Here is a 16,859-nt window from a genome sequence, read left to right as displayed (position 1 = left end):
CCCAGCCGATGGCCTCCCCCTCCCGGTCGGGGTCGGTGGCGATCAGGACCTGGCGGCCTTGGGCGGCCTTTTTCAGCTCCTTGACTACCTCCTTCTTCTCCTTTTTCACCTCGTAGGTGGGGGCGAAGTCGTTTTCCACATCCACCCCGAGGGTGTGCTCGGGCAGGTCGGCCACGTGCCCCTTGCTGGCCCGGACCTCAAACCCATCCCCGAGCATCTTGGACAGGCTTTTCGCCTTGGCGGGGGACTCCACCACCACCAAGGTTCCCCTGGCCCTTGGGTCTTCTCGGTGTTCGCTCCGCGAAGCAACTCGGTGTTCGCTCCGCGAAGCAACTCGGTGTTCGCTCCGCGAAGCAACTCGGTGTTCGCTCCGCGAAGCAGCTCGGTGTTCGCTCCGCGAAGCAGCGCTTCGGACAGAGGCGCCGCCGTGCTTTCCGAAGGAAACACCATCAGGCGGACGCCCTGAGCCGGGCTTCGCCCCTTTGGTCTTGCGCCGCTCGGAAGGGGTCGGCATCGCCCCCATCTAAGGGGGTAACCCGGGGGTTTGTCAAGCGTGGGGACCCGGCCCGGGGTGTCCGGCCCACTTGCCCTTCTCATCCGGGCTTCCCCTAAAGTGCCTCCTGTGGAGGCTTTTGCCGACTGGCTTTTCGTCTTCCTCTGGCTCGCCGCGGTTCTTCTCACCTTCATTCCCTTCGTGCCGGCCACGCTGATCCTCCTTCTGGCCGCCTTTTTGCACGAGCTTTTGGTGGGGTTCAGGGAGATTCCTCTAGGGGTCTGGCTGGGGCTTGGGGGCCTGGGCCTTTTCGCCTTCTTCCTGGACAACCTGGCCCAGCTCTGGGGGGCGAGGCGGTACGGGGCGGGCCGGGCGGGGCTCTGGGGGGCGTTTCTGGGCGGGGTCCTCGGCCTCTTCCTCGGGGTGGTGGGCGTTTTGGTCTTGCCCTTCCTTCTCGCCTTCCTCTTCGAATACCTCTCGGGGAGGAGGCTAGAGGAAGCCCTGAGGGCCGCCTGGGGCACCTTTGTGGGCATGGCCGGGGGGATTTTGGGCAAGGTGGTTTTGCACCTGGCCATGGGGCTTCTGGTCCTGAGGAGCATCTTCTAGGGTATTTTGGGAGGGATGGCGCTGATCTTTGTGACCAAAGAGGGGTGCGGGCTTTGCGAAAAGGCCGAGCGGGCCCTTTGGAGCCTGGGCCTCCCTTATCTCCGCAGGGAGGTGGACAAGGACCCGGGGCTTTTCCCTTACGCCTTGCGTGTCCCCGTCCTCTTATGGCAAGGCCGGGTGCTTCTGGAGGGGGGGTTTGACGAAAAGGCGCTTTCGGAGCTGGCCCGGCGCCTTCGGGAGGGAGAATGGACCCAATCCTGATCCAGATCGGCCCCCTGACCATCCGCTGGTACGGGTTTCTCCTCACCTTGGCCATCTTCGTCGCCTTTGAGCTGGCGAAAAGGCGGATCAAGGCCTGGGGGCTGGACGCGGAGCGGTTTGAGGCCGCGGCCTTCTGGGCAGTGGTCTTCGGCGTCGTTGGGGCGCGGCTTTTCTACGTCCTCACCTCCTGGAAGGAGTTTGCTCCAAATCCGGTCTCCGCGCTTTACATCTGGCAAGGGGGGCTTTCCTTCCACGGGGCCGTCCTCTTTGGGGCCCTGGTCTTCTACTACTACCACCGGCGGTACGGACTCCCCCTTTACCCCTATCTGGACGCGGCCACCCCGGGGGTGGCCCTGGGGATTGTGGCCGGCCGCATCGGCAACCTGATGAACGGCTCGGACACGGTGGGCCGGCTCACCACCTTGCCCATCGGCTTCACCTGGCCGGAGTGGGCCCGGGGGTTTCCGGGGGTCTGCTTGGGGATCTCGGACATCAGCGAGGTCTACCGGTGTGAGGCCCTGGTGCGGGGGCCGGTCCACCTGACCCAGGTCTACGGGGCCCTGGTGGGGGTGATCCTCTTCTTCCTGGCCCTTTACTGGCTAAAGAAGCGGCCTTTTCCCGGGTATGCCTTCTGGCAGTTCGTCCTTTGGTATAGCCTTCTCCGCTCGGTCCTCGAGGAGCCCTTCCGGCTCAACCCCTTGTGGCTTCCCGTCTACGTGAACGAGCGGCTGGGCATCGGGCTTTTTACCGCAACGCAGATCTTCTCAGTTCCGCTGATCCTGCTGGCCTGGGTCATGCTTCGCCGCTTGGCGGTGTTTCCCGCGAAAGCACGGAGGAGGTAGGTATGGCGCATGCCGTGGTCATTCTGGCCGCGGGGCTTGGCACCCGCATGAAGTCCCGCCTGCCCAAGGTTCTGCACCCCCTTCTGGGCCGGCCCATGCTTCTTTATAGCCTGGAGGCGGCTTTGGCCACCCGGCCCGAGAAGGGGGTGGTGGTTTTGGGCCACGGCCGGGAGGAGGTGGAAAAGGCGCTTTTGGGCTACCCGGTGGAGGTGGCCCACCAGGAGGCCCAGCTGGGCACCGCCCACGCCCTCTCCATGGCCGAGCCCTTTTTGCAGGGGTTTTCTGGGCCGATCCTCGTCCTTCAGGGGGATACACCCCTCTTGCGCCCGAGGACCCTCCTCCGGCTCCTGGAGGCCCTAAAGGCGGGGGCAGGGATGGCCCTTCTGACCATGGAACTCCCCGACCCCACGGGCTACGGCCGCATCCTCCGCCAAGGGGAGGAGGTCTTGGCCAATGTGGAGGAGAAGGAGGCCTCGGAGGAGGTGCGGAGGATCCGGGAGGTGAACGCGGGGGCCTACGCCTTCGACCAGGAGGTCTTCCGCCTGCTAAAGGAGGTCAAAAACGACAACCAAAGCGGGGAGTATTACCTGCCCGACCTCATTGCCCTTTACCGAAAGGCGGGGCGGAAGGTGGTGGCCATCCGCCTCGAGGACCCAAAGGAGGCCCTAGGGGTGAACACCCGGGCCCAGCTCGCCCAGGTGGAGGAAATCCTCCTGGAAAGGCTCAGGCGGGGCTGGATGGAGGCCGGGGTGCGGATGATCCTTCCCGAGACGATCTACCTCGAGCCCACGGTGGAGCTCGCCCCCGATGTGACCCTCTGGCCGGGCGTGGTCCTCCGGGGCCAGACCCGGATCGGGGAGGGGTGCGAGGTGGGGGCCTACGCCGTCCTCGAGGACACGGTCCTGGAGCCGGGCGCCCGCGTCCTTCCCCACACCGTGGCCCAGGGGGCCCATCTCGAGGCCGGTTCCGACGCCGGCCCCTTTGCCCGGCTAAGGCCGGGGGCGGTTTTGAAGGAAGGGGCGCACGTGGGAAACTTCGTGGAGGTGAAAAACGCCGTCTTACACCCCGGGGTCAAGGCGGGCCACCTGGCCTACCTGGGGGATGCGGAGGTGGGCCGGGGGGCCAACATCGGGGCCGGGGTCATCACCGCCAACTACGACGGGAAGCAGAAGCACAAGACGGAGGTCGGCGAGGAGGCCTTCATCGGTTCCAACTCCGTCTTAGTGGCCCCGGTGCGCATCGGCAGGCGGGCCATCGTGGGGGCGGGGAGCGTGATCACCCACGAGGTCCCGGAAGAGGCCTTGGGCATCGCCCGGGCCCGGCAGCGGAACATCCTGGGCTACCGCAGCCGGAAGGACGAGACCGCCTGACCCCTTAGAATAGGCCCGTGTCCGCCGCACACCGCTACGCCCTCCTCGCCTCCGCCCTCCTGACCCTTGCCCTGGGGTACCTGGCCCCCTGGGCCGTGCCCAACCGGGTCTTCGGGGGAGAGGGGGCCCTCCTAAATCCCTTTGGAAGCCTGATCCCCCCGGGAAGCCTCCCCGAGGCCTACCGGGCGGACTGGCTCGCTTTGGGCTATGCCTTTTTGGCCTGGGTCCTTCTCATCCTCGGGGCCGCCTTCCTTAAGACCCCCCGTTTCCTCCTCGTCCTTTCGGCCTTGGGCCTCCTCTTGTTTGCCCTCACCGCCTTTCTCTTCTATGGGAGCGTCCACTCGGTCAACGCCGAGGCCCTGGCCCAAGGCCTCCCCCCCCACCGCCTCCCCCTAAAGCGGTTCGCCCTGGGCCTTGGGGCCTACGCCTGGCTTTTGGAGTCGGTTTTCCTCCTTCTCCTTTACCGCCTCCTCCTTCCCGGGGGGCTGGCCGCCCTGGTCCGGCGCCGGGGGGCGGTGGTGCCCCTGGCCGCCCTGGGGCTTTCCAGCCTGGTGGGAGGGGGGGTGGTGGCCTTCCTAAGGCCGGGGCTCGGCCAGGGGGAGGGCCTCCGCCAGGCGGTCATGCTCAAGCTGGACCTCGTCACCTACACCTTCCAGCTCCTCTATAGCCCCCTGGTGGACCTTTCGGGCTTCCTCCAGGCCCTCCTCCTGGCCACCCCCCTGGTCTTTACCGGGCTTTCCGTGGCCCTGGCCTTCCGGGCGGGCCTTTTCAACATCGGGGCCCCGGGCCAGCTCATCCTGGGGGGCATCGCCGCCATGCTGGTGGGGGTCTACCTCCCTGGGCCTAGGTGGCTCGTCCTGCCCCTGGCCCTTCTTTCGGCCGCCTTGGCTGGGGCGCTTTGGGGGGGTCTTCCCGGCTGGCTCAAGGCCCGGTTCGGCGCCCACGAGGTCATCAACACCATCATGCTGAACTATGTGGCCTCGAGCCTCTTCCTCTTCCTCATCTCCGCGAACGAGTACAAGTTCTTCGGCCAGACCCTCTACCTTCCCTTCAAGTACCCGGGCTATGAGGCCCGCAGCTACGAGATCCGGCCCGAGGCCCGCCTGCCCCACTGGACCGACCTGGTGGCCCCTGGGGGGCATCTCTCCTTTGCCTTGCCTTTGGCCTTCCTCTTCGCCCTTTCCGGGTATGGGCTTTTCCGCAAGACCCCGGGGCACCGGGCCTTAGGGGCGGCCTTCGGCTTCGCCCTGGGCTACCTTCTAGGGGGGGTCTTCCCGGGGCCCCCGGTGGCGCTTTCCCCGAGCCTCACCTCGGTCCGGCTCAACGGGGCCTTCCTCCTCGCCTTGGCCTCGGCCTTCTGGGTCCACCTCCTGGTCTTCAAGACCGCCTCCGGCTACGAGCTTCGCGCCATGGGCCTCGCCCCCAAAGCGGCGGAGTACGGGGGGGTGGCCCTGGGGCGGAAGATGGGGTGGGCCATGGCTTTGGCCGGGGCCCTGGCCGGCCTCGCCGCCACCCACTACGTCCTCGGGGGCGGGATTGACGAGTACCGCCTAAAGCAGTCCTTGCCCTACTCGGTGGGGTTTGACGGGATCGCCGTGGCCCTGATGGGCCAGAACACCCCTCTGGGGGTCCTCCTCTCCGCCTTCCTCTTCGGAGTCCTGCTCACCGGCGGTCTGCAGCTCAACCTTCAGCTCGGCATCAGCCGGGAGCTGGTGGCGGTTTTGCAGGCCCTGATCGTCCTTTTTATCGCCACCGGAGGGTTTTTGCCCCGCTACTTCACCGATCCCTTAAGGGCCGCGGAGGTGGAGCTCCAGGCGGAGCGGTCCGGCTCCCAGGGTGAGAAGGGGGGTGGGTGATGGAGCTGGCCCTGGCCCTTCTGCTCTCCACCCTTCGGCAGACCACCCCCCTCCTCCTCACCGCCCTGGGCGGGATGTTCGCGGAAAGGAGCGGGGTGGTGAACATCGCCCTCGAGGGCATCCTCCTTTTCGGGGCCTTGGCCGCCGCGGTCACGGTGGAGCGCCTCGAGGCCCTTTTGGGCCCCTCCCCCTGGCTCCCCTGGGCGGGGGTTTGGGCGGGGATGGTGGCGGGAGGGCTCACGGCCTTTATTCATGCGGTGGCCTCCATCCGGTACCGGGCGGACCAGATCGTAAGCGGCATCGCCCTTAACCTCCTCGCCTTGGGGGTTCCAAGCCTGGTGCTTTCGGCCCTCTACGGCAACGCCACGAGCTCCAAGGAGGTGCAAAGCCGCCTGCCCCAGTTCTTCGACCTCTCCATCCTGGTCTACCTGGCCTTCCTCCTCGTCCCCTTCACCTGGTGGGCCCTTTTCAAGACCCCCTGGGGCCTGCGGCTTCGCGCGGTGGGGGAGCATCCATTGGCCGCGGACACCCTGGGGGTCAACGTCTACCGGATGCGGTACGGGGCGGTGGTGCTTTCCGGAGTCTTCGCGGGTCTGGCCGGGGCCTACCTCTCCATCGGGTTTTTGAACCAGTTCGTCCGCGGCATGTCCGCCGGGATGGGGTTCATCGCCCTGGCGGCCATGATCTTTGGCCAGTGGCACCCCGTGGGCATCCTCTTCTCCACCCTTTTGTTCGGCTTCGCCAGCGCTTTGGCCATCCAGCTCCAGGGGACGGAGGTCTTCCCCGCCGTCCTCGTCCAGGCCTTGCCCTACGGAATCACCATCCTGGTTCTGGCGGGCTTCATGGGCAAAAGCCGGCCCCCAGGGGCGGTGGGGAGGCCCTACGAGAAGTGAGGATCCCGCGGCCTCTTTTCTAGACCTCAACAAAGACGGGGCCTGAGCCGGCCCAAGCGGTAGGTGAGGCGAAGGGCGCTCCCATCCTTGAAGCGGATCACCACGCCCGTTCGGCCGAGGGAGAAGCCTTCCACCCCCTCCGCCTCCACGCCCTGGGCGAAGCAGGCAAAACCGTCCTGGCGCAGGTAAAGGAAACCCTCTTCCAGGAAGACCTGGGCCTCGGTGGCCTGGCGGTTGAGGGCCAGGCGGCGCACCCGGGGGAGGAAGGCCTCGGCCTGGGTCATGGCGTGCGCCTCACTCCTCGAGCTCGGCCTTATGGACGGTCACCACCTTCCCCTCCGGGGTCTTCAGGTCCACTGCCTGGGCCAAGGGGTGGTGCTTGACCACCTTGCCGCAGACCCCCGCCTTGGTGCAGACCCGGGCGTTTTTCCGGGGAAGCTCCCGAAGGAGCTCCTCGTAGACCGGGTGCTCATAGGCCAGGCAGCAAAGAAGCCTTCCGCAGGGGCCGGAGATCTTCTCGGGGGAAAGGGGCAGGCCCTGGTCCCGGGCCATGCGGATGGAGACGGGGGCGAAGCCCTGGAGCCAGGTGGAGCAACACGACTCCATCCCGCAGGCCCCCAGGGTTCCGAGCAGCCCCGCGGCCTCCCGGGGGCCTTGGGGGATGAGCTCCACCTTAAGGTTCAGGTGGGCCCGGATCTCCTTCAGGATCGTTTGGAAGGGGGGCTTCTCCCCCTCCTTCCGGGCCAGGTGGATGAAAAGGACCTTCCCCTCGAGGTCGTACTCGCAAAAAAGGGGCTTGGGGAGGTTCTTCTCCCGGAAGAGGGCCTTGAGGAAGAAAAGGGCCTCCTCGGCCTTCTCCTTAAGGCGGAGGGCCTGGTCCAGGTCCTCCTTCCGGGCCAGGCGGAGGATCTCCCCCTGGGGCTTCCGGTCCGTGGGGGGGGTGCGGACCTGGCCCAGGTGGAGCCGGCCCGCCCGCCTGACCACCACATGGCTTTGCAAGGCCGGGGGATCCCCAAAGAAGCGGGCGTAGAGGAGGACGGGGGAGTGGGTGCCGGATAAGCGGACGCCGACGGTCATAAGTTTAGTTTAAGGGCCAGCCAGGCCAGGACCAGGTCCGGGTGGACATACCCCTCCAGGGCCTCCAGGGCCTTGGCCAAGGCAGGCTGGGGGCCGAGGGCCAGCCAGAGGAAGAAGACGGCCTCCCTACCCGCCTCCTGGAAAAGGGCCTTTAGGGCCTGGAACCGGGTGAAGGCCCCTGGCGCCTTGACCTTCTGGGCCAGTTCGTAGAGGCCGTGAATGCGGGAGGGGTCCTCCAGGGCCTTAAAAAGCCTGCCCGGGGCGCCTTGGGCGTAGGCGAGGAGGAGGGGGTCCTGGGTGAAGCGGGAAAGGACGGCCTCGGGCACGGGCCGGAAGGGGATCTCCAAGGCCCGGGAGGCCAGGGTGGGGAGGACCACCTCCCGGCTTGGGGCGATGAGGACCAACCGGGCGTAGGAGGGGGGCTCCTCTAAAAGCTTCAGAAGGGCGTTGGCCGCGGCCTCGGTGAGGAGGTGGGCCCCGTCTATCGCGACCAGCTTGAACCCCTTCCCAGGGGCCGTGGCCAGCCAGTCCAGCACCTCCTCCACCTGTTCTAAGCGGATCTCGGGCCGTTGCTTTCCGAAGGGAACACCGAGTTGCTTCCCGAAGGGAACACCGAGAGGGCCGCCGGGGGGTTCCGGGAGGACCTCCCGATACTCCCCCTCCCCCGCAAGCCACCGGGCCACCCTCCGCCGGCCCACCCCCTCGGGGCCGGTGAAGAGGAGGGTCTGGGCCGAGAGGCGCTTTAAGAGGGCCAAGACCTCCTCGTGCCCGACTACTGCCCGTGTCTCAGCCTCTTTAGAAGCCACAGGGGAAACCCCACCTCCTTCAGCCGCGCCTCCAAGGGGGAGAGGTCCACCTCCACCCGGAAGAACTCCACCCCGTCCTCCTCCCAAAGGGCGAAGGCCGCCCCCGGGACCCCGTCCCGGGGCTGGCCCACGCTCCCCGGGTTGACCAAAGCCCGCACCCCGGGGGGAAGAACCAGGCTTCCCCCCTGGGGAAAGCGCTGGTGGCGGATCCAGGGCCGGGGGCCCTCGAGGAGTAAAAACGCCCCCGTCTTATGGGTGTGGCCGTGGAAGACCAGGGGGTGGTCCGTGGCCGAAAAGGCCTCCCGCGCCTCCTCCGTGCCCTCGAGGTAGAGGAAGGGGTCCTGGGGGCTTCCGTGGACCAGAAGCGCCCCCCCCACCTCCTGCGTCCAGGGCCAGCTTTGGAGGTAGTCCAGGTGTCTGGGCTTGAGGCGGGCCTTCTGCCAGGCCAGGATCTCCAGCACCGGCCCCTCCACCTCTAAAGCCTCCAGGGCCAAAAGCCAGGCGTCGTGGTTGCCCAGGACCGGAACGGCCTCGAGCTCCATCAATAGGTCCAAGACCCGGTCCCCATCCGGGTAGTACCCCACCGCATCCCCCAGGAAGAGGACCCGGTCGAAGGCCGGGGCCACCTCCAGAGCCCTTTCCAGGGCGAAGCGGTTCCCGTGGATGTCCGCGAGGACCAGGTGGCGCACGCCCATAGTATAGTGGCTTCCATGCAGGCAGGGGTGCTTCTGGCCGATCTCGAGGCCCTCTCAGGGTATGTCCGGGCCTATGTGGACGAGTTCGGAACCCTCCTGGCCTATTTTGAAGGGGGGATGGGGGGAAGGACCCACCTCCTCTGGGTTCCCTACGAGGAGGCTATCCCCGCCTTGAAGGCCCTGAACGGCCTCTTTTTTCGGGGGCGGGTGATTTTAGGCCTGGACGTCTCCCCGAAAAGCACCACCTTGGAGGGCCCAAGGCTTTCCGGCCCCGCAGGGGCCCCCTTGGCCCATGCGCTTTCCCGCCACCGGCCGGACCGGCTCTACCTCCTCCAGGAGGGGGAGGGGCTGGGCGTCTTTTTCCCGGGGGGGAAGGAGACGGAGAAGGGCTGGACCGGCCTGATGGACGAGGCCTCGCCCCTGGACTTCCGCGTCCAGGCCCCCACGGGCCTCCTCTACCGGGAAAGAAGGCTTTACCCCCCCTGGGAGGCCTGGCCTTTGCCCCTGGACTTCCCTCAAAAGGAGGGGCCCTACCTGGGCGGGGTGGGGTGGGCGCAGGGGGTTCCCACCTACGGCCTAGGCGTGGTAGACTTGCCCTTAAGCCTGAAGGCCGTCCTCGGCCTGGGCTAAGGGAGGTGCGCGTGGTCTATATTGCCCTTTTTGCCTTGGGTGCGGCTTTGGTGACCCTTCTTTTCTACCTCATCCTCAACCCCCGCACCGTGACCACGGAGGGGGAGACCTTCGACCTCCGCTTCATCGCCTTTATGCTTTTACTCATCATCCTTTCCGCGGCCACGGTGGGGTTTATCCTCCTTCTGGGGAGGATGCACCACCTCTTGGGGTAGGCGCCCGTCCAGGTAGGCCAGGTCCTCCCGGAGGGCCTTTTCCGTGAGTTCCAAGGCGGGTCGCAAGGCCTCGGGGAAGCTTCCCTTTAAAACGCTCAGGCAGGTGAGAAGGCCCTCCACGTAGGCCCTTTCCTGCGCCCGCCTCCTCTTTCCCCCGCGGAGGGCGCTTCTGGCCAAGTGCTCTAGTCGGTGCACCAGACAAGCCCGGGGAACCCCGCCCACGCCCTCACAGGCCAGGCCCGCCGCCCCAGGGCAGAAGGCGTAAGCCTCCGCGTATAAGGGGGCAAGCTCCGGCCGGCCCAAAAGCGCCAGGCCCAAAGGCCCCGCGTGGAGGGTGGCCAGGCGCAAAAACCGGGCGTGCCGCACCCGCCTTAAGGCCACTTCCGCATCCATAGGCCCATTTTAGGCCAGCTGGAGGGGAAGGATGTCCTAAAGCTCCACCACGGTGACCCCATGCCCCCCCTCGTGGGGCGGGGCGTCGTGGAAGGTCCGGACCCGCTTGTTCCGCTTCAGGGCCTCCCGGATGGCCTGGCGCAGGGCCCCGGTGCCCTTGCCGTGAAGGAGCCTCAAGGAGGGGAGGCCCAAAGCCAAGGCTTCCTGGAGGGCCTCCTCCACCTCCAAAAGAGCCTCCTCCACCGTGAGCCCCCTGAGGTCCACCTCCTTGGCCTCGATCTTGGGGCGCAGGGCGGCGGGGGTTTTCGGGACAGGCTCCTCTGGGTGTTCGCTCCGCGAAGCAGCGGGGATGGGCCTCAGCTCCCGGGCCCGGAGGGCCAGCTTGACCGCCCCCACCTGGACCAGGGCCTCCTCGCCCCTAAGCTCCACCACCCGCCCCTTTCCCCCGTAGGGGACCTCCACCCAACTCCCCGGGGCGAGGGGCGGCGGGGCGGGCCTAGGCTTTTGGTACCGGGCCCGAAGCTCCATGAGCTCCCTTAAGGCGTCCCGCTTGGCCCCGGATTTGGCCTTCTCCTTCAGGGCTTTGAGCTCGGCCTCTGTCTTGCGAAGGGCCCTGGCCACCTCTTCCTCCAAGGCGGCGAGCCGGTCTTGGCGGGTAGCCTCCCACCGGGCCTTTTCCTCCTCGAGCTCCGCCCTCTTCCGTTCGGCCTCCTCTAGAAGGGCCTCCAGGCGCCGTTTCTCCTCCATGAGGGCGAGCTTTTCCCTTTCCAGCTCCTCCAGAAGGCTCTCCAGCCTCCCCCCCTGGGGCAGAAGAGCCTCCGCCCGGGCCAGGATCTCCTCCCCAAGCTCCAGCCTCCGGGCGATGGCCAGGGCGTAGCTCCGCCCCGGAACCCCCAGGACGAGCTCATAGGTGGGGCGGAGGTGCTCGAGGTCAAACCGGAAGGAGGCGTTTCTCACCCCCAGGGTCCTCTGGGCGAAGGCCTTGAGGGGGGAGAGGTGGGTGGTGACCAGGCCGTAGCACCCCTTTTTCAGAAGCGCCTCCAAAACCGCCTGGGCCAGGGCCGCCCCCTCCTCGGGGTCGGTGCCGCTCCCCAGCTCGTCGATCAGGAGAAGGCTTTCTTTTGTGGCCTCTTGGAGCATGGCCTTGAGGCGGAGGAGGTGGCTTGAAAAGGTGGAAAGGGACTCCTGGATGGACTGCTCGTCCCCGATGTCCGCATAGACCCGGTCCACATAGGGAAGCCAGGCCTCCCTCGCGGCCACGAAAAGCCCCGACTGGGCCATGAGGATCGCCAGACCCACCGTCTTCAAGAAGGCGGTCTTGCCCCCCATGTTGGGCCCGGTGATGAGGAGGAGGCGGGTGGAGCCGTCCAAGCGCAGGCTGTTTCTGACCGGGTTCTCGATCAGGGGGTGGAAGGCGTCCTTCAGGCTCAGGATGGGGGCGAAGCGGGGCCTGGTCAGGCCGAGCTCCCGGCTCAGACCGGCCTGGGCCTGGGCCAGGTCCAAAAGGGCCAGGGCCTGGGCTGTGGCCTCCACCTCCTTGTCCTCGGCCAGAAGCCTGCTTAGGGCCAGGAGGATCCGCGCCACCTCCCGTTCCTCTTCCAGGCGGAGCTGGACGAGGCGGTTGTTCAGGTGGACCACCCGGCTGGGCTCGAGGTACAAGGTGGCCCCCGACTCGGACTCGTCCAGCAAAAGGCCCGGGATCTGGTGCTGCTGGCCCGCCTTCACCGGGATGACGTACCGCTCCCGCCTTAGGGTGATGAACCGCTCCTGGACCGCCTCCCGGTGCCGATCCATGATCTCGTAAAGCCGGTTCAGGATCTCCTGCCGCAAGGGCCGAAGCCGGCCTCGGATCTCCTTCAGCCTGGGGCTCGCCTCGTCCTTGACCGAGCCGTCCACGTCCAGGGCCTCGGGGACGCGCTTTAGGAAGGCCAGATGCCCCCCGATCCTTTCCGCCACCTGGCTAAGGGCGTTCCTTAGGGGCAGAAGCTCCGCCTTTAAGGCCACGGCCCGGCTTAGGGCCCGGTGGGCGGAAAGGAGCTCCGCCCCGGAAAGCCGCTCCCCCTTCTTGGCCTTTTCGTAGAGGGCGGGCAGGTCCCCCACCCCCGAGAGGTCCAAGGGGTAGGCCAGAGCCTCCTCGGTGAGCTGGTGGCGGAAAAGGGCCTCGGTTTCCGGGAGGGGCCTTAGCCCCATGGCCAAAGCCCGGCCCGGGGGAGTCTGGGCCTTTTCGGCCAGACGCTTCAGGATCTCCGAAAACTCAAGGGCCTCCAGAGTGTCCCGCACAAAGGCTTAGTATAGCTTCTTTTCCGGCTTGAAGAGGAGGAGGCCCTCGGCCTCGAGGCGCCCTTGGACCGGCTGGCCCGAGAGGAGGTCCACCCCTGGGGGCAGGTTTAGGACATAGGGGCTGGGGCTGGCGTAGACCCAGACCTCCTCGTGGCCGTACCTTCTTCGGAAGGCGAGGACGCCCTCGGGGGCCTTGAGGGGGAGGAGCCCCCCTTGCCGGAGGGCGGGCTCGGACCTTTTCAAGGCGGAAAGCCGCCTCACCCAGGCCAAAAGGCCCAGGTTCCAGCGGGCCTTCTCCCAGGGAAAGGTCCCCCGGCAGTAGGGGTCCCCCCGCCAGTCCTCGTAGGGGTTGGCCTGGGAGAGGCCGATCTCGTCCCCGTAGTAGATCCCCGGACTTCCCGGAAAAGCGAAGAGGAGGCCGAAGGCCACCTCGAGGCGCCTGACCTCCCCCTTAAGCCGCCAGAGGGGCCGGGGGATGTCGTGGGAGCCGATCAGGGTGTACATGCTGTGCCGGAGGTTTAGGGGAAGGGCGGCGTAGTGGTCAAACAGGGTCTGCCAGGCCTCCTCTGCGCCCACCCGCACCTCCTCCCCGTGGATGTTCCTGCCCGAGAGCCATTCCATCACGGGGTGGGCAAAGCCCGCGTAGTGCATGCTCCCATCCAGGGTGTGGGCCCTCAGGGTGGGAACGGTGTCAAAGGACAGCTCGCCGAAGACGAAGGCCTCGGGGTTTTCCGCCTTGGCGGTGTGGGCGATGAGGCGGAGGAGGCCCTCGTTGTTCCGGTTCGTCCCCCCCTCCCCGATCTGGTGGGCCACGTCCAAGCGCCAGCCGTCCGCGTGGCGCATCCAGTAGCGCACCGGAGCGTTTTCCCCCAGGATGATCCGCTCCTTGGCCAGGGGGGAGGCGTAGTCCACCTTGGGCAGGGTCCTGACCCCAAAGAAGCTGGCGTAGCCTCCGTCCGGGTAGAAGGTGAACATGCCCCGCTTAGGGCTTTCCGGGTCTAGGAGGGCCTCCTGGAAGTCCGGGTGGAGGTTGCCCGTGTGGTTGAAGACCCCGTCCAGCACCAGGCGGATCCCCGCTTCTCTAAGCCCCTCCCTAAGGGCCAGAAAGGCCTCCATCCCCCCCAGGTGGGGGTCCACGGCGAGGTAGTTTTGGGTGTCGTACCGGTGGGCGGAGGGGCTTTGGAAGATGGGGGTGAGGTAGACCGCCTCCACCCCCAGGTCCTTCAGGTGGGGGAGGGCCTCCAGGATTCCGTAAAGGTCCCCCCCGTAGAACTCCCGGCTTCCCGTTTTGGGGTCTGGGGGTTCGTCCCAGGCCTTTTGCACGATAGGCCTTCCCTCGTAAAGCCAGGCCCCCGTCCTTGGGGGAGGGGTTTTCCCCTTCCGGAACCGGTCGGGGAAGATCTGGTAGAAGACCGCCCCCAGGGCCCAGGTGGGGGGCAGGGGGTGGGCCAGGAGGTGGAAGAAGCGGTCATACCGGGGAAGGGTTCGTTCCAGCCCGTGGCTTCCCAGGTAGACCCAGGCCTCCTCCCCGTGTTCCCCTGTGGGGGAAGCGCCCTTGAGGAAGAAGACGTAGCGGAAAGGGCTTTCCGGAAGAGGTAGGGTGGCCTCGAGGCCCCCGGGAAAGGGGGAAAGGGGCTTCCGCCTGAGCTCCCCGCCTTCCTCGTAGACCAGAACCCCCTCCTTGGCCCCCGTGTAGACCCGGAGCCGCACCCTCTCCCCCAGGCTGGGGTAGAGGGGGTCCAGGCAGGCCTCCTCGAAGTCGTGGTAGTTCATTCCTTGACCGCCCCCGCGGTGTACCCCGAGACGAAGTACTGCTGGAAGCTATAGAAGAGGACGAGGATGGGTAAGGAGCCCAGGACGCTGGCCGCGGCGAAGATCCCCCACTTGGTCTGGAACTGGCCGGTGGTGAAGCTCCTTAGCCCCACCCCCACTGTCCAGCTCTCCACCCCGGTGAGGAAGAGGTTGGCCATGACGAACTCCGAGTAGGTGCCCACGAACTGGAGGAGGAAGATGAAGACGAACATGGGCGTGGACAGGGGGAGGAGGATCCGGGTGAAGACCTGCCACTTGGTGGCCCCGTCGACCATGGCCGCCTCCTCGAGGCTCTTAGAGATGGACTCCAGGTACCCCTTGTACACCCAGGTGCCGAAGCTGATGATCCCGCCCGAGTAGGCCAAGACCAGGCCGGTGAAGGTGTTGAGGAGGTCCAGGTGGCTCATCAGGTAGTAGATGGCCACCAGGGCCAAAAACCCCGGGAACATCTGGACGAAGATGAAGAAGAGGAGCATGGGGTAGCGGCCGGGGAAGGTGAACCGGGCGAAGGCGTAGCCCGCGGTGGCGGTGAGGAGGACGGCGAGGAGGCCGGTGAGTCCGGAGATCAAAAAGGTGTTGCGGACCCAGAGGAGGAACTTCGTCTCCGTGCCCTGGCCGGTGAACTGCCTGGGGGAGAGGAGAAGGAGCAGGACCCCCAGCGAAAGGGCGAACCCCAGGAGGAAGCGGCCTTGCCAGAGGTTAAGCCGCTCGCTTTCCCACCCCAGCCGCCTCAGCAGGCCGATGCCCCCCACCAGAAGAAGGCTTAGGGTAGAAAGAAGGAGAAGCATCATCTGGTAGGGGTAGAGGACGACCCCCTCCAAAAGTTGCTGGTAATTTTCCAGGCTAGGCTGGGGGATATAGGGGAGGACCTTGGCGTCTAAAAGGAAAAAACCCGTCTCAGGCCTGCGGAAGCTGAAGAGGTTGTTCGTGGGGTCGAAGCTCGCCGCCACCACCTGGGCCACAGGGTAGTAGGTGAGGAGGAGAACGCTCCAGAGGAGAAGATGGGTGAGCCCCTCCAGAAAGACCGGCCAGGGGCTCTTCCTCCGGCCGTGACGCCGGAAGAGCCAGCCGGTGTACGCCAGGCTCAGGACCAAGACCAGGCCCGCCAGGCCCAAAAACCCCAAAAGGGCGTGAAGCCAGCCGTAGGGGATGAATACGCTGCCAAAGGCCACCTGACGCTTGTAGGAACCCGGGTCGAAGAGGTTGGCCTGGGCCCAGCGGAGGAGGCCATAAACTAGGCCCAGGCTTAGGAGAATCCAAAGAAGCCGCCGCATCACCGCACCTCGCGCAGCGCCCCCGTGAGGCGGAAGTTGACCAGGCTGATGGCCACGGTGATCAGGAAGATGAGGAGGCTGATGGCTGCCCCCAGGCCGTAGGCGGACTGCCCCTCCGCGGTGAAGGCGGTCTTGTAGGCCCAGGAGATGAGGATGTCCGTGGCCTGGGCGGTGGCGAGCCGCCCCTCCTGGGCCGGCCCCCCTCCGGTGAGGAGGTAGATGATGTAGAAGTTGTTGAAGTTAAAGGCGAAGGCGGAAAGGAGGATGGGGGTCATGGGCTGGCGGAGAAGGGGTAGGGTGATGCGCCGAAAGGCCTGCCAGGGGCTGGCCCCGTCCACCCGGGCCGCCTCGTAGAGTTCGTCGGGGATGGTGGAAAGCGCCCCCAAGGTGGCGGTCATCATATAGGGGAAGCCCAGCCAAAGGTTGACGAGGAGGACCGCCACCTTGGCCCAGTCAGGGTCTAACAGCCAGGGGATGGGGTAGATGCCCAAGACCCCGAGAAGGCGGTTGATGGCCCCGAAGTTGTAGTTCAAAAGGGCCACCCAGACCTGGACGGTGATTACCCCAGGCAGGGCCCAGGAGACGATCAGCAAGGTGCGGTAGAGGTTTCTGAGGCGCAGCCGCTTGTTGTTAAGAAGGATACCTAAAACCCCGCCCACCAGGGCGTTTAGAAGGACGGTCAGGCTGGCGAAGGCCACGTTCCACGCGAAGACGGGGATCAAAGCCTTGCCCGCTTGGGAGAGGATGTAGGTGAAGTTGCGGAAGCCGATGAAGCGGAAGGCGTTGATCTTCGCCGCGTACTGGGGTTGGAAGGGGGGGGAGGCCGCCAGGGTGATCCGGTTTTCCTCCTCGGCAAGGATCCGGGTGCGGAACCTCTGCCCCTTCTGGGTGTAGACTTCGAGGCCCACCCCGGTGCAGGGGTTGCACCGCAGGGTTTCCCTGGCCTTCCCCTCCAGAACCAGGGTCCGCCCTTCCACCCGCAGGATGCGGGTCTCGGTGGAACGGTCGGGCATGCCGTTTTTGGAGCCCGAGTAGTCGGTGAAGGCCAGGTAAAGGGTGAGGACGGTGGGGTAGACGGTGAAGACGAGGAGGAAGGAAAGGGCGGGGAGGAGGTAGTACCAGTCGGAAAGGAAGGGGAACCTCCGGGCGAGGAGGACCGCTCCTGGGAGGAGAAAGCCTAGGCTCAGAAGGAGGAGGCTCCAGCCGGGGAGGGGGAGGAAGAGTTGAAGGCTCCAAAAGGCAAAAAGCGCCAGGCCGAGCGAGGCCAGAAGGAGGAGAAGGAGAAGTCCCAGGCTGATCAGAAACCCAACGAGGCCTTGGGGGTGTTTCATGGTGGTCGAAAGGGCCGGGCGTGCG

At 66.4% G+C, this 16,859-nt stretch carries 18 protein-coding genes; 8 read left to right on the top strand and 10 right to left on the bottom strand.

Going from position 1 to position 16,859, the window contains the following annotated elements; genetic code table 11:
* A partial coding sequence (locus tag C4301_RS02270; protein WP_352413497.1) for a toprim domain-containing protein occupies positions 1–514 on the bottom strand: 514 nt, incomplete at its 3' end.
* 108 nt (positions 515–622) lie between these two features.
* On the opposite strand from C4301_RS02270, the gene C4301_RS02265 reads away from it, so the two are divergent.
* Genes C4301_RS02265 through C4301_RS02240 form a run of 6 tightly spaced genes read left to right on the top strand, consistent with a single transcriptional unit; the run spans position 623 to position 6,321 of the window.
* On the top strand, positions 623–1,099 hold the full coding sequence (locus tag C4301_RS02265; protein ID WP_352413496.1) for a DUF456 domain-containing protein: 477 nt from the start codon (positions 623–625) through the stop codon (positions 1,097–1,099).
* A 15-nt stretch (positions 1,100–1,114) separates the two neighbouring features.
* The gene (locus tag C4301_RS02260; protein ID WP_352413495.1) at positions 1,115–1,360 is read left to right on the top strand and encodes a glutaredoxin family protein; all 246 of its coding nucleotides are present in this window, start codon (positions 1,115–1,117) and stop codon (positions 1,358–1,360) included.
* Positions 1,357–2,202: a prolipoprotein diacylglyceryl transferase gene (gene lgt, locus C4301_RS02255; protein WP_352413507.1), complete on the top strand. Its 846-nt coding sequence runs from the start codon at positions 1,357–1,359 to the stop codon at positions 2,200–2,202. Before C4301_RS02260 ends, lgt begins: the two co-directional genes overlap by 4 nt.
* Positions 2,203–2,204: 2 nt before the next feature.
* Positions 2,205–3,572, top strand: a complete 1,368-nt coding sequence (gene glmU, locus C4301_RS02250; protein ID WP_352413494.1) for a bifunctional UDP-N-acetylglucosamine diphosphorylase/glucosamine-1-phosphate N-acetyltransferase GlmU — start codon at positions 2,205–2,207, stop codon at positions 3,570–3,572.
* A gap of 17 nt (positions 3,573–3,589) precedes the next feature.
* Positions 3,590–5,428, top strand: a complete 1,839-nt coding sequence (locus C4301_RS02245) for an ABC transporter permease (RefSeq protein ID WP_352413493.1) — start codon at positions 3,590–3,592, stop codon at positions 5,426–5,428.
* A complete protein-coding gene (locus C4301_RS02240) occupies positions 5,428–6,321 on the top strand; it encodes an ABC transporter permease (RefSeq protein WP_352413492.1) in 894 nt (297 codons plus the stop codon). Before C4301_RS02245 ends, C4301_RS02240 begins: the two co-directional genes overlap by 1 nt.
* A 26-nt stretch (positions 6,322–6,347) precedes the next feature.
* Here the strand turns inward: C4301_RS02240 and C4301_RS02235 are convergent, their stop codons facing one another.
* Genes C4301_RS02235 through C4301_RS02220 form a run of 4 tightly spaced genes read right to left on the bottom strand, consistent with a single transcriptional unit; the run spans position 6,348 to position 8,893 of the window.
* Positions 6,348–6,605, bottom strand: a complete 258-nt coding sequence (locus tag C4301_RS02235) for a hypothetical protein (protein ID WP_352413491.1) — start codon at positions 6,603–6,605, stop codon at positions 6,348–6,350.
* A gap of 10 nt (positions 6,606–6,615) precedes the next feature.
* Positions 6,616–7,398 (bottom strand): PSP1 domain-containing protein, encoded by a 783-nt coding sequence (locus tag C4301_RS02230; protein WP_352413490.1) that lies wholly within the window; start codon positions 7,396–7,398, stop codon positions 6,616–6,618.
* The gene (locus C4301_RS02225; RefSeq protein ID WP_503012378.1) at positions 7,395–8,204 is read right to left on the bottom strand and encodes a DNA polymerase III delta subunit-related protein; all 810 of its coding nucleotides are present in this window, start codon (positions 8,202–8,204) and stop codon (positions 7,395–7,397) included. Before C4301_RS02225 ends, C4301_RS02230 begins: the two co-directional genes overlap by 4 nt.
* Positions 8,171–8,893, bottom strand: a complete 723-nt coding sequence (locus C4301_RS02220; RefSeq protein WP_352413488.1) for a metallophosphoesterase family protein — start codon at positions 8,891–8,893, stop codon at positions 8,171–8,173. The genes C4301_RS02225 and C4301_RS02220 overlap by 34 nt, the downstream gene beginning before the upstream one ends.
* A 21-nt stretch (positions 8,894–8,914) precedes the next feature.
* On the opposite strand from C4301_RS02220, the gene C4301_RS02215 reads away from it, so the two are divergent.
* Both C4301_RS02215 and C4301_RS02210 read left to right on the top strand, forming a co-directional pair.
* Positions 8,915–9,529 carry a hypothetical protein gene (locus C4301_RS02215; protein ID WP_352413487.1) on the top strand — a complete coding sequence of 205 codons (615 nt, stop codon included), beginning with the start codon at positions 8,915–8,917 and terminating at the stop codon, positions 9,527–9,529.
* Positions 9,530–9,540: 11 nt separating this feature from the next.
* Positions 9,541–9,744 carry a hypothetical protein gene (locus C4301_RS02210; RefSeq protein ID WP_352413506.1) on the top strand — a complete coding sequence of 68 codons (204 nt, stop codon included), beginning with the start codon at positions 9,541–9,543 and terminating at the stop codon, positions 9,742–9,744.
* On the opposite strand, the gene C4301_RS02205 is transcribed toward C4301_RS02210, so the two are convergent.
* From C4301_RS02205 to C4301_RS02185, 5 genes are read right to left on the bottom strand one after another with little or no spacing between them, the layout of a single operon-like run.
* Positions 9,670–10,137 (bottom strand): hypothetical protein, encoded by a 468-nt coding sequence (locus C4301_RS02205; RefSeq protein ID WP_352413486.1) that lies wholly within the window; start codon positions 10,135–10,137, stop codon positions 9,670–9,672. The two genes, C4301_RS02210 and C4301_RS02205, sit on opposite strands and share 75 nt — an antisense overlap.
* Before the next feature lie 36 nt (positions 10,138–10,173).
* Complete coding sequence (locus C4301_RS02200) at positions 10,174–12,417, bottom strand: endonuclease MutS2 (protein WP_352413485.1); 2,244 nt, start codon at positions 12,415–12,417, stop codon at positions 10,174–10,176.
* A 6-nt stretch (positions 12,418–12,423) separates the two neighbouring features.
* Positions 12,424–14,190, bottom strand: a complete 1,767-nt coding sequence (locus C4301_RS02195) for an alpha-amylase family glycosyl hydrolase (RefSeq protein WP_352413484.1) — start codon at positions 14,188–14,190, stop codon at positions 12,424–12,426.
* A complete protein-coding gene (locus tag C4301_RS02190; protein WP_352413483.1) occupies positions 14,187–15,503 on the bottom strand; it encodes a sugar ABC transporter permease in 1,317 nt (438 codons plus the stop codon). Before C4301_RS02190 ends, C4301_RS02195 begins: the two co-directional genes overlap by 4 nt.
* A complete protein-coding gene (locus C4301_RS02185; protein WP_352413482.1) occupies positions 15,503–16,834 on the bottom strand; it encodes an ABC transporter permease subunit in 1,332 nt (443 codons plus the stop codon). The genes C4301_RS02190 and C4301_RS02185 overlap by 1 nt, the downstream gene beginning before the upstream one ends.
* Positions 16,835–16,859 lie beyond the last annotated feature (25 nt).

This window comes from Thermus sp. (assembly GCF_040290245.1).
Lineage (GTDB): Bacteria > Deinococcota > Deinococci > Deinococcales > Thermaceae > Thermus_A.
The sequence above is the reverse complement of the archived record's forward strand: the minus strand, read 5'-3'. Positions and strand labels throughout refer to the sequence as shown.

Coding starts and splice junctions, on each gene's coding strand:
- C4301_RS02260 (WP_352413495.1), top strand. CDS start 1,115: ATGGCGCTGATCTTTGTGACCAAAGAGGGGTGCGGGCTTTGCGAAAAG.
- glmU (WP_352413494.1), top strand. CDS start 2,205: ATGGCGCATGCCGTGGTCATTCTGGCCGCGGGGCTTGGCACCCGCATG.
- C4301_RS02240 (WP_352413492.1), top strand. CDS start 5,428: ATGGAGCTGGCCCTGGCCCTTCTGCTCTCCACCCTTCGGCAGACCACC.
- C4301_RS02235 (WP_352413491.1), bottom strand. CDS start 6,605: ATGACCCAGGCCGAGGCCTTCCTCCCCCGGGTGCGCCGCCTGGCCCTC.
- C4301_RS02230 (WP_352413490.1), bottom strand. CDS start 7,398: ATGACCGTCGGCGTCCGCTTATCCGGCACCCACTCCCCCGTCCTCCTC.
- C4301_RS02215 (WP_352413487.1), top strand. CDS start 8,915: ATGCAGGCAGGGGTGCTTCTGGCCGATCTCGAGGCCCTCTCAGGGTAT.
- C4301_RS02205 (WP_352413486.1), bottom strand. CDS start 10,137: ATGGATGCGGAAGTGGCCTTAAGGCGGGTGCGGCACGCCCGGTTTTTG.
- C4301_RS02195 (WP_352413484.1), bottom strand. CDS start 14,190: ATGAACTACCACGACTTCGAGGAGGCCTGCCTGGACCCCCTCTACCCC.
- C4301_RS02190 (WP_352413483.1), bottom strand. CDS start 15,503: ATGCGGCGGCTTCTTTGGATTCTCCTAAGCCTGGGCCTAGTTTATGGC.
- C4301_RS02185 (WP_352413482.1), bottom strand. CDS start 16,834: ATGAAACACCCCCAAGGCCTCGTTGGGTTTCTGATCAGCCTGGGACTT.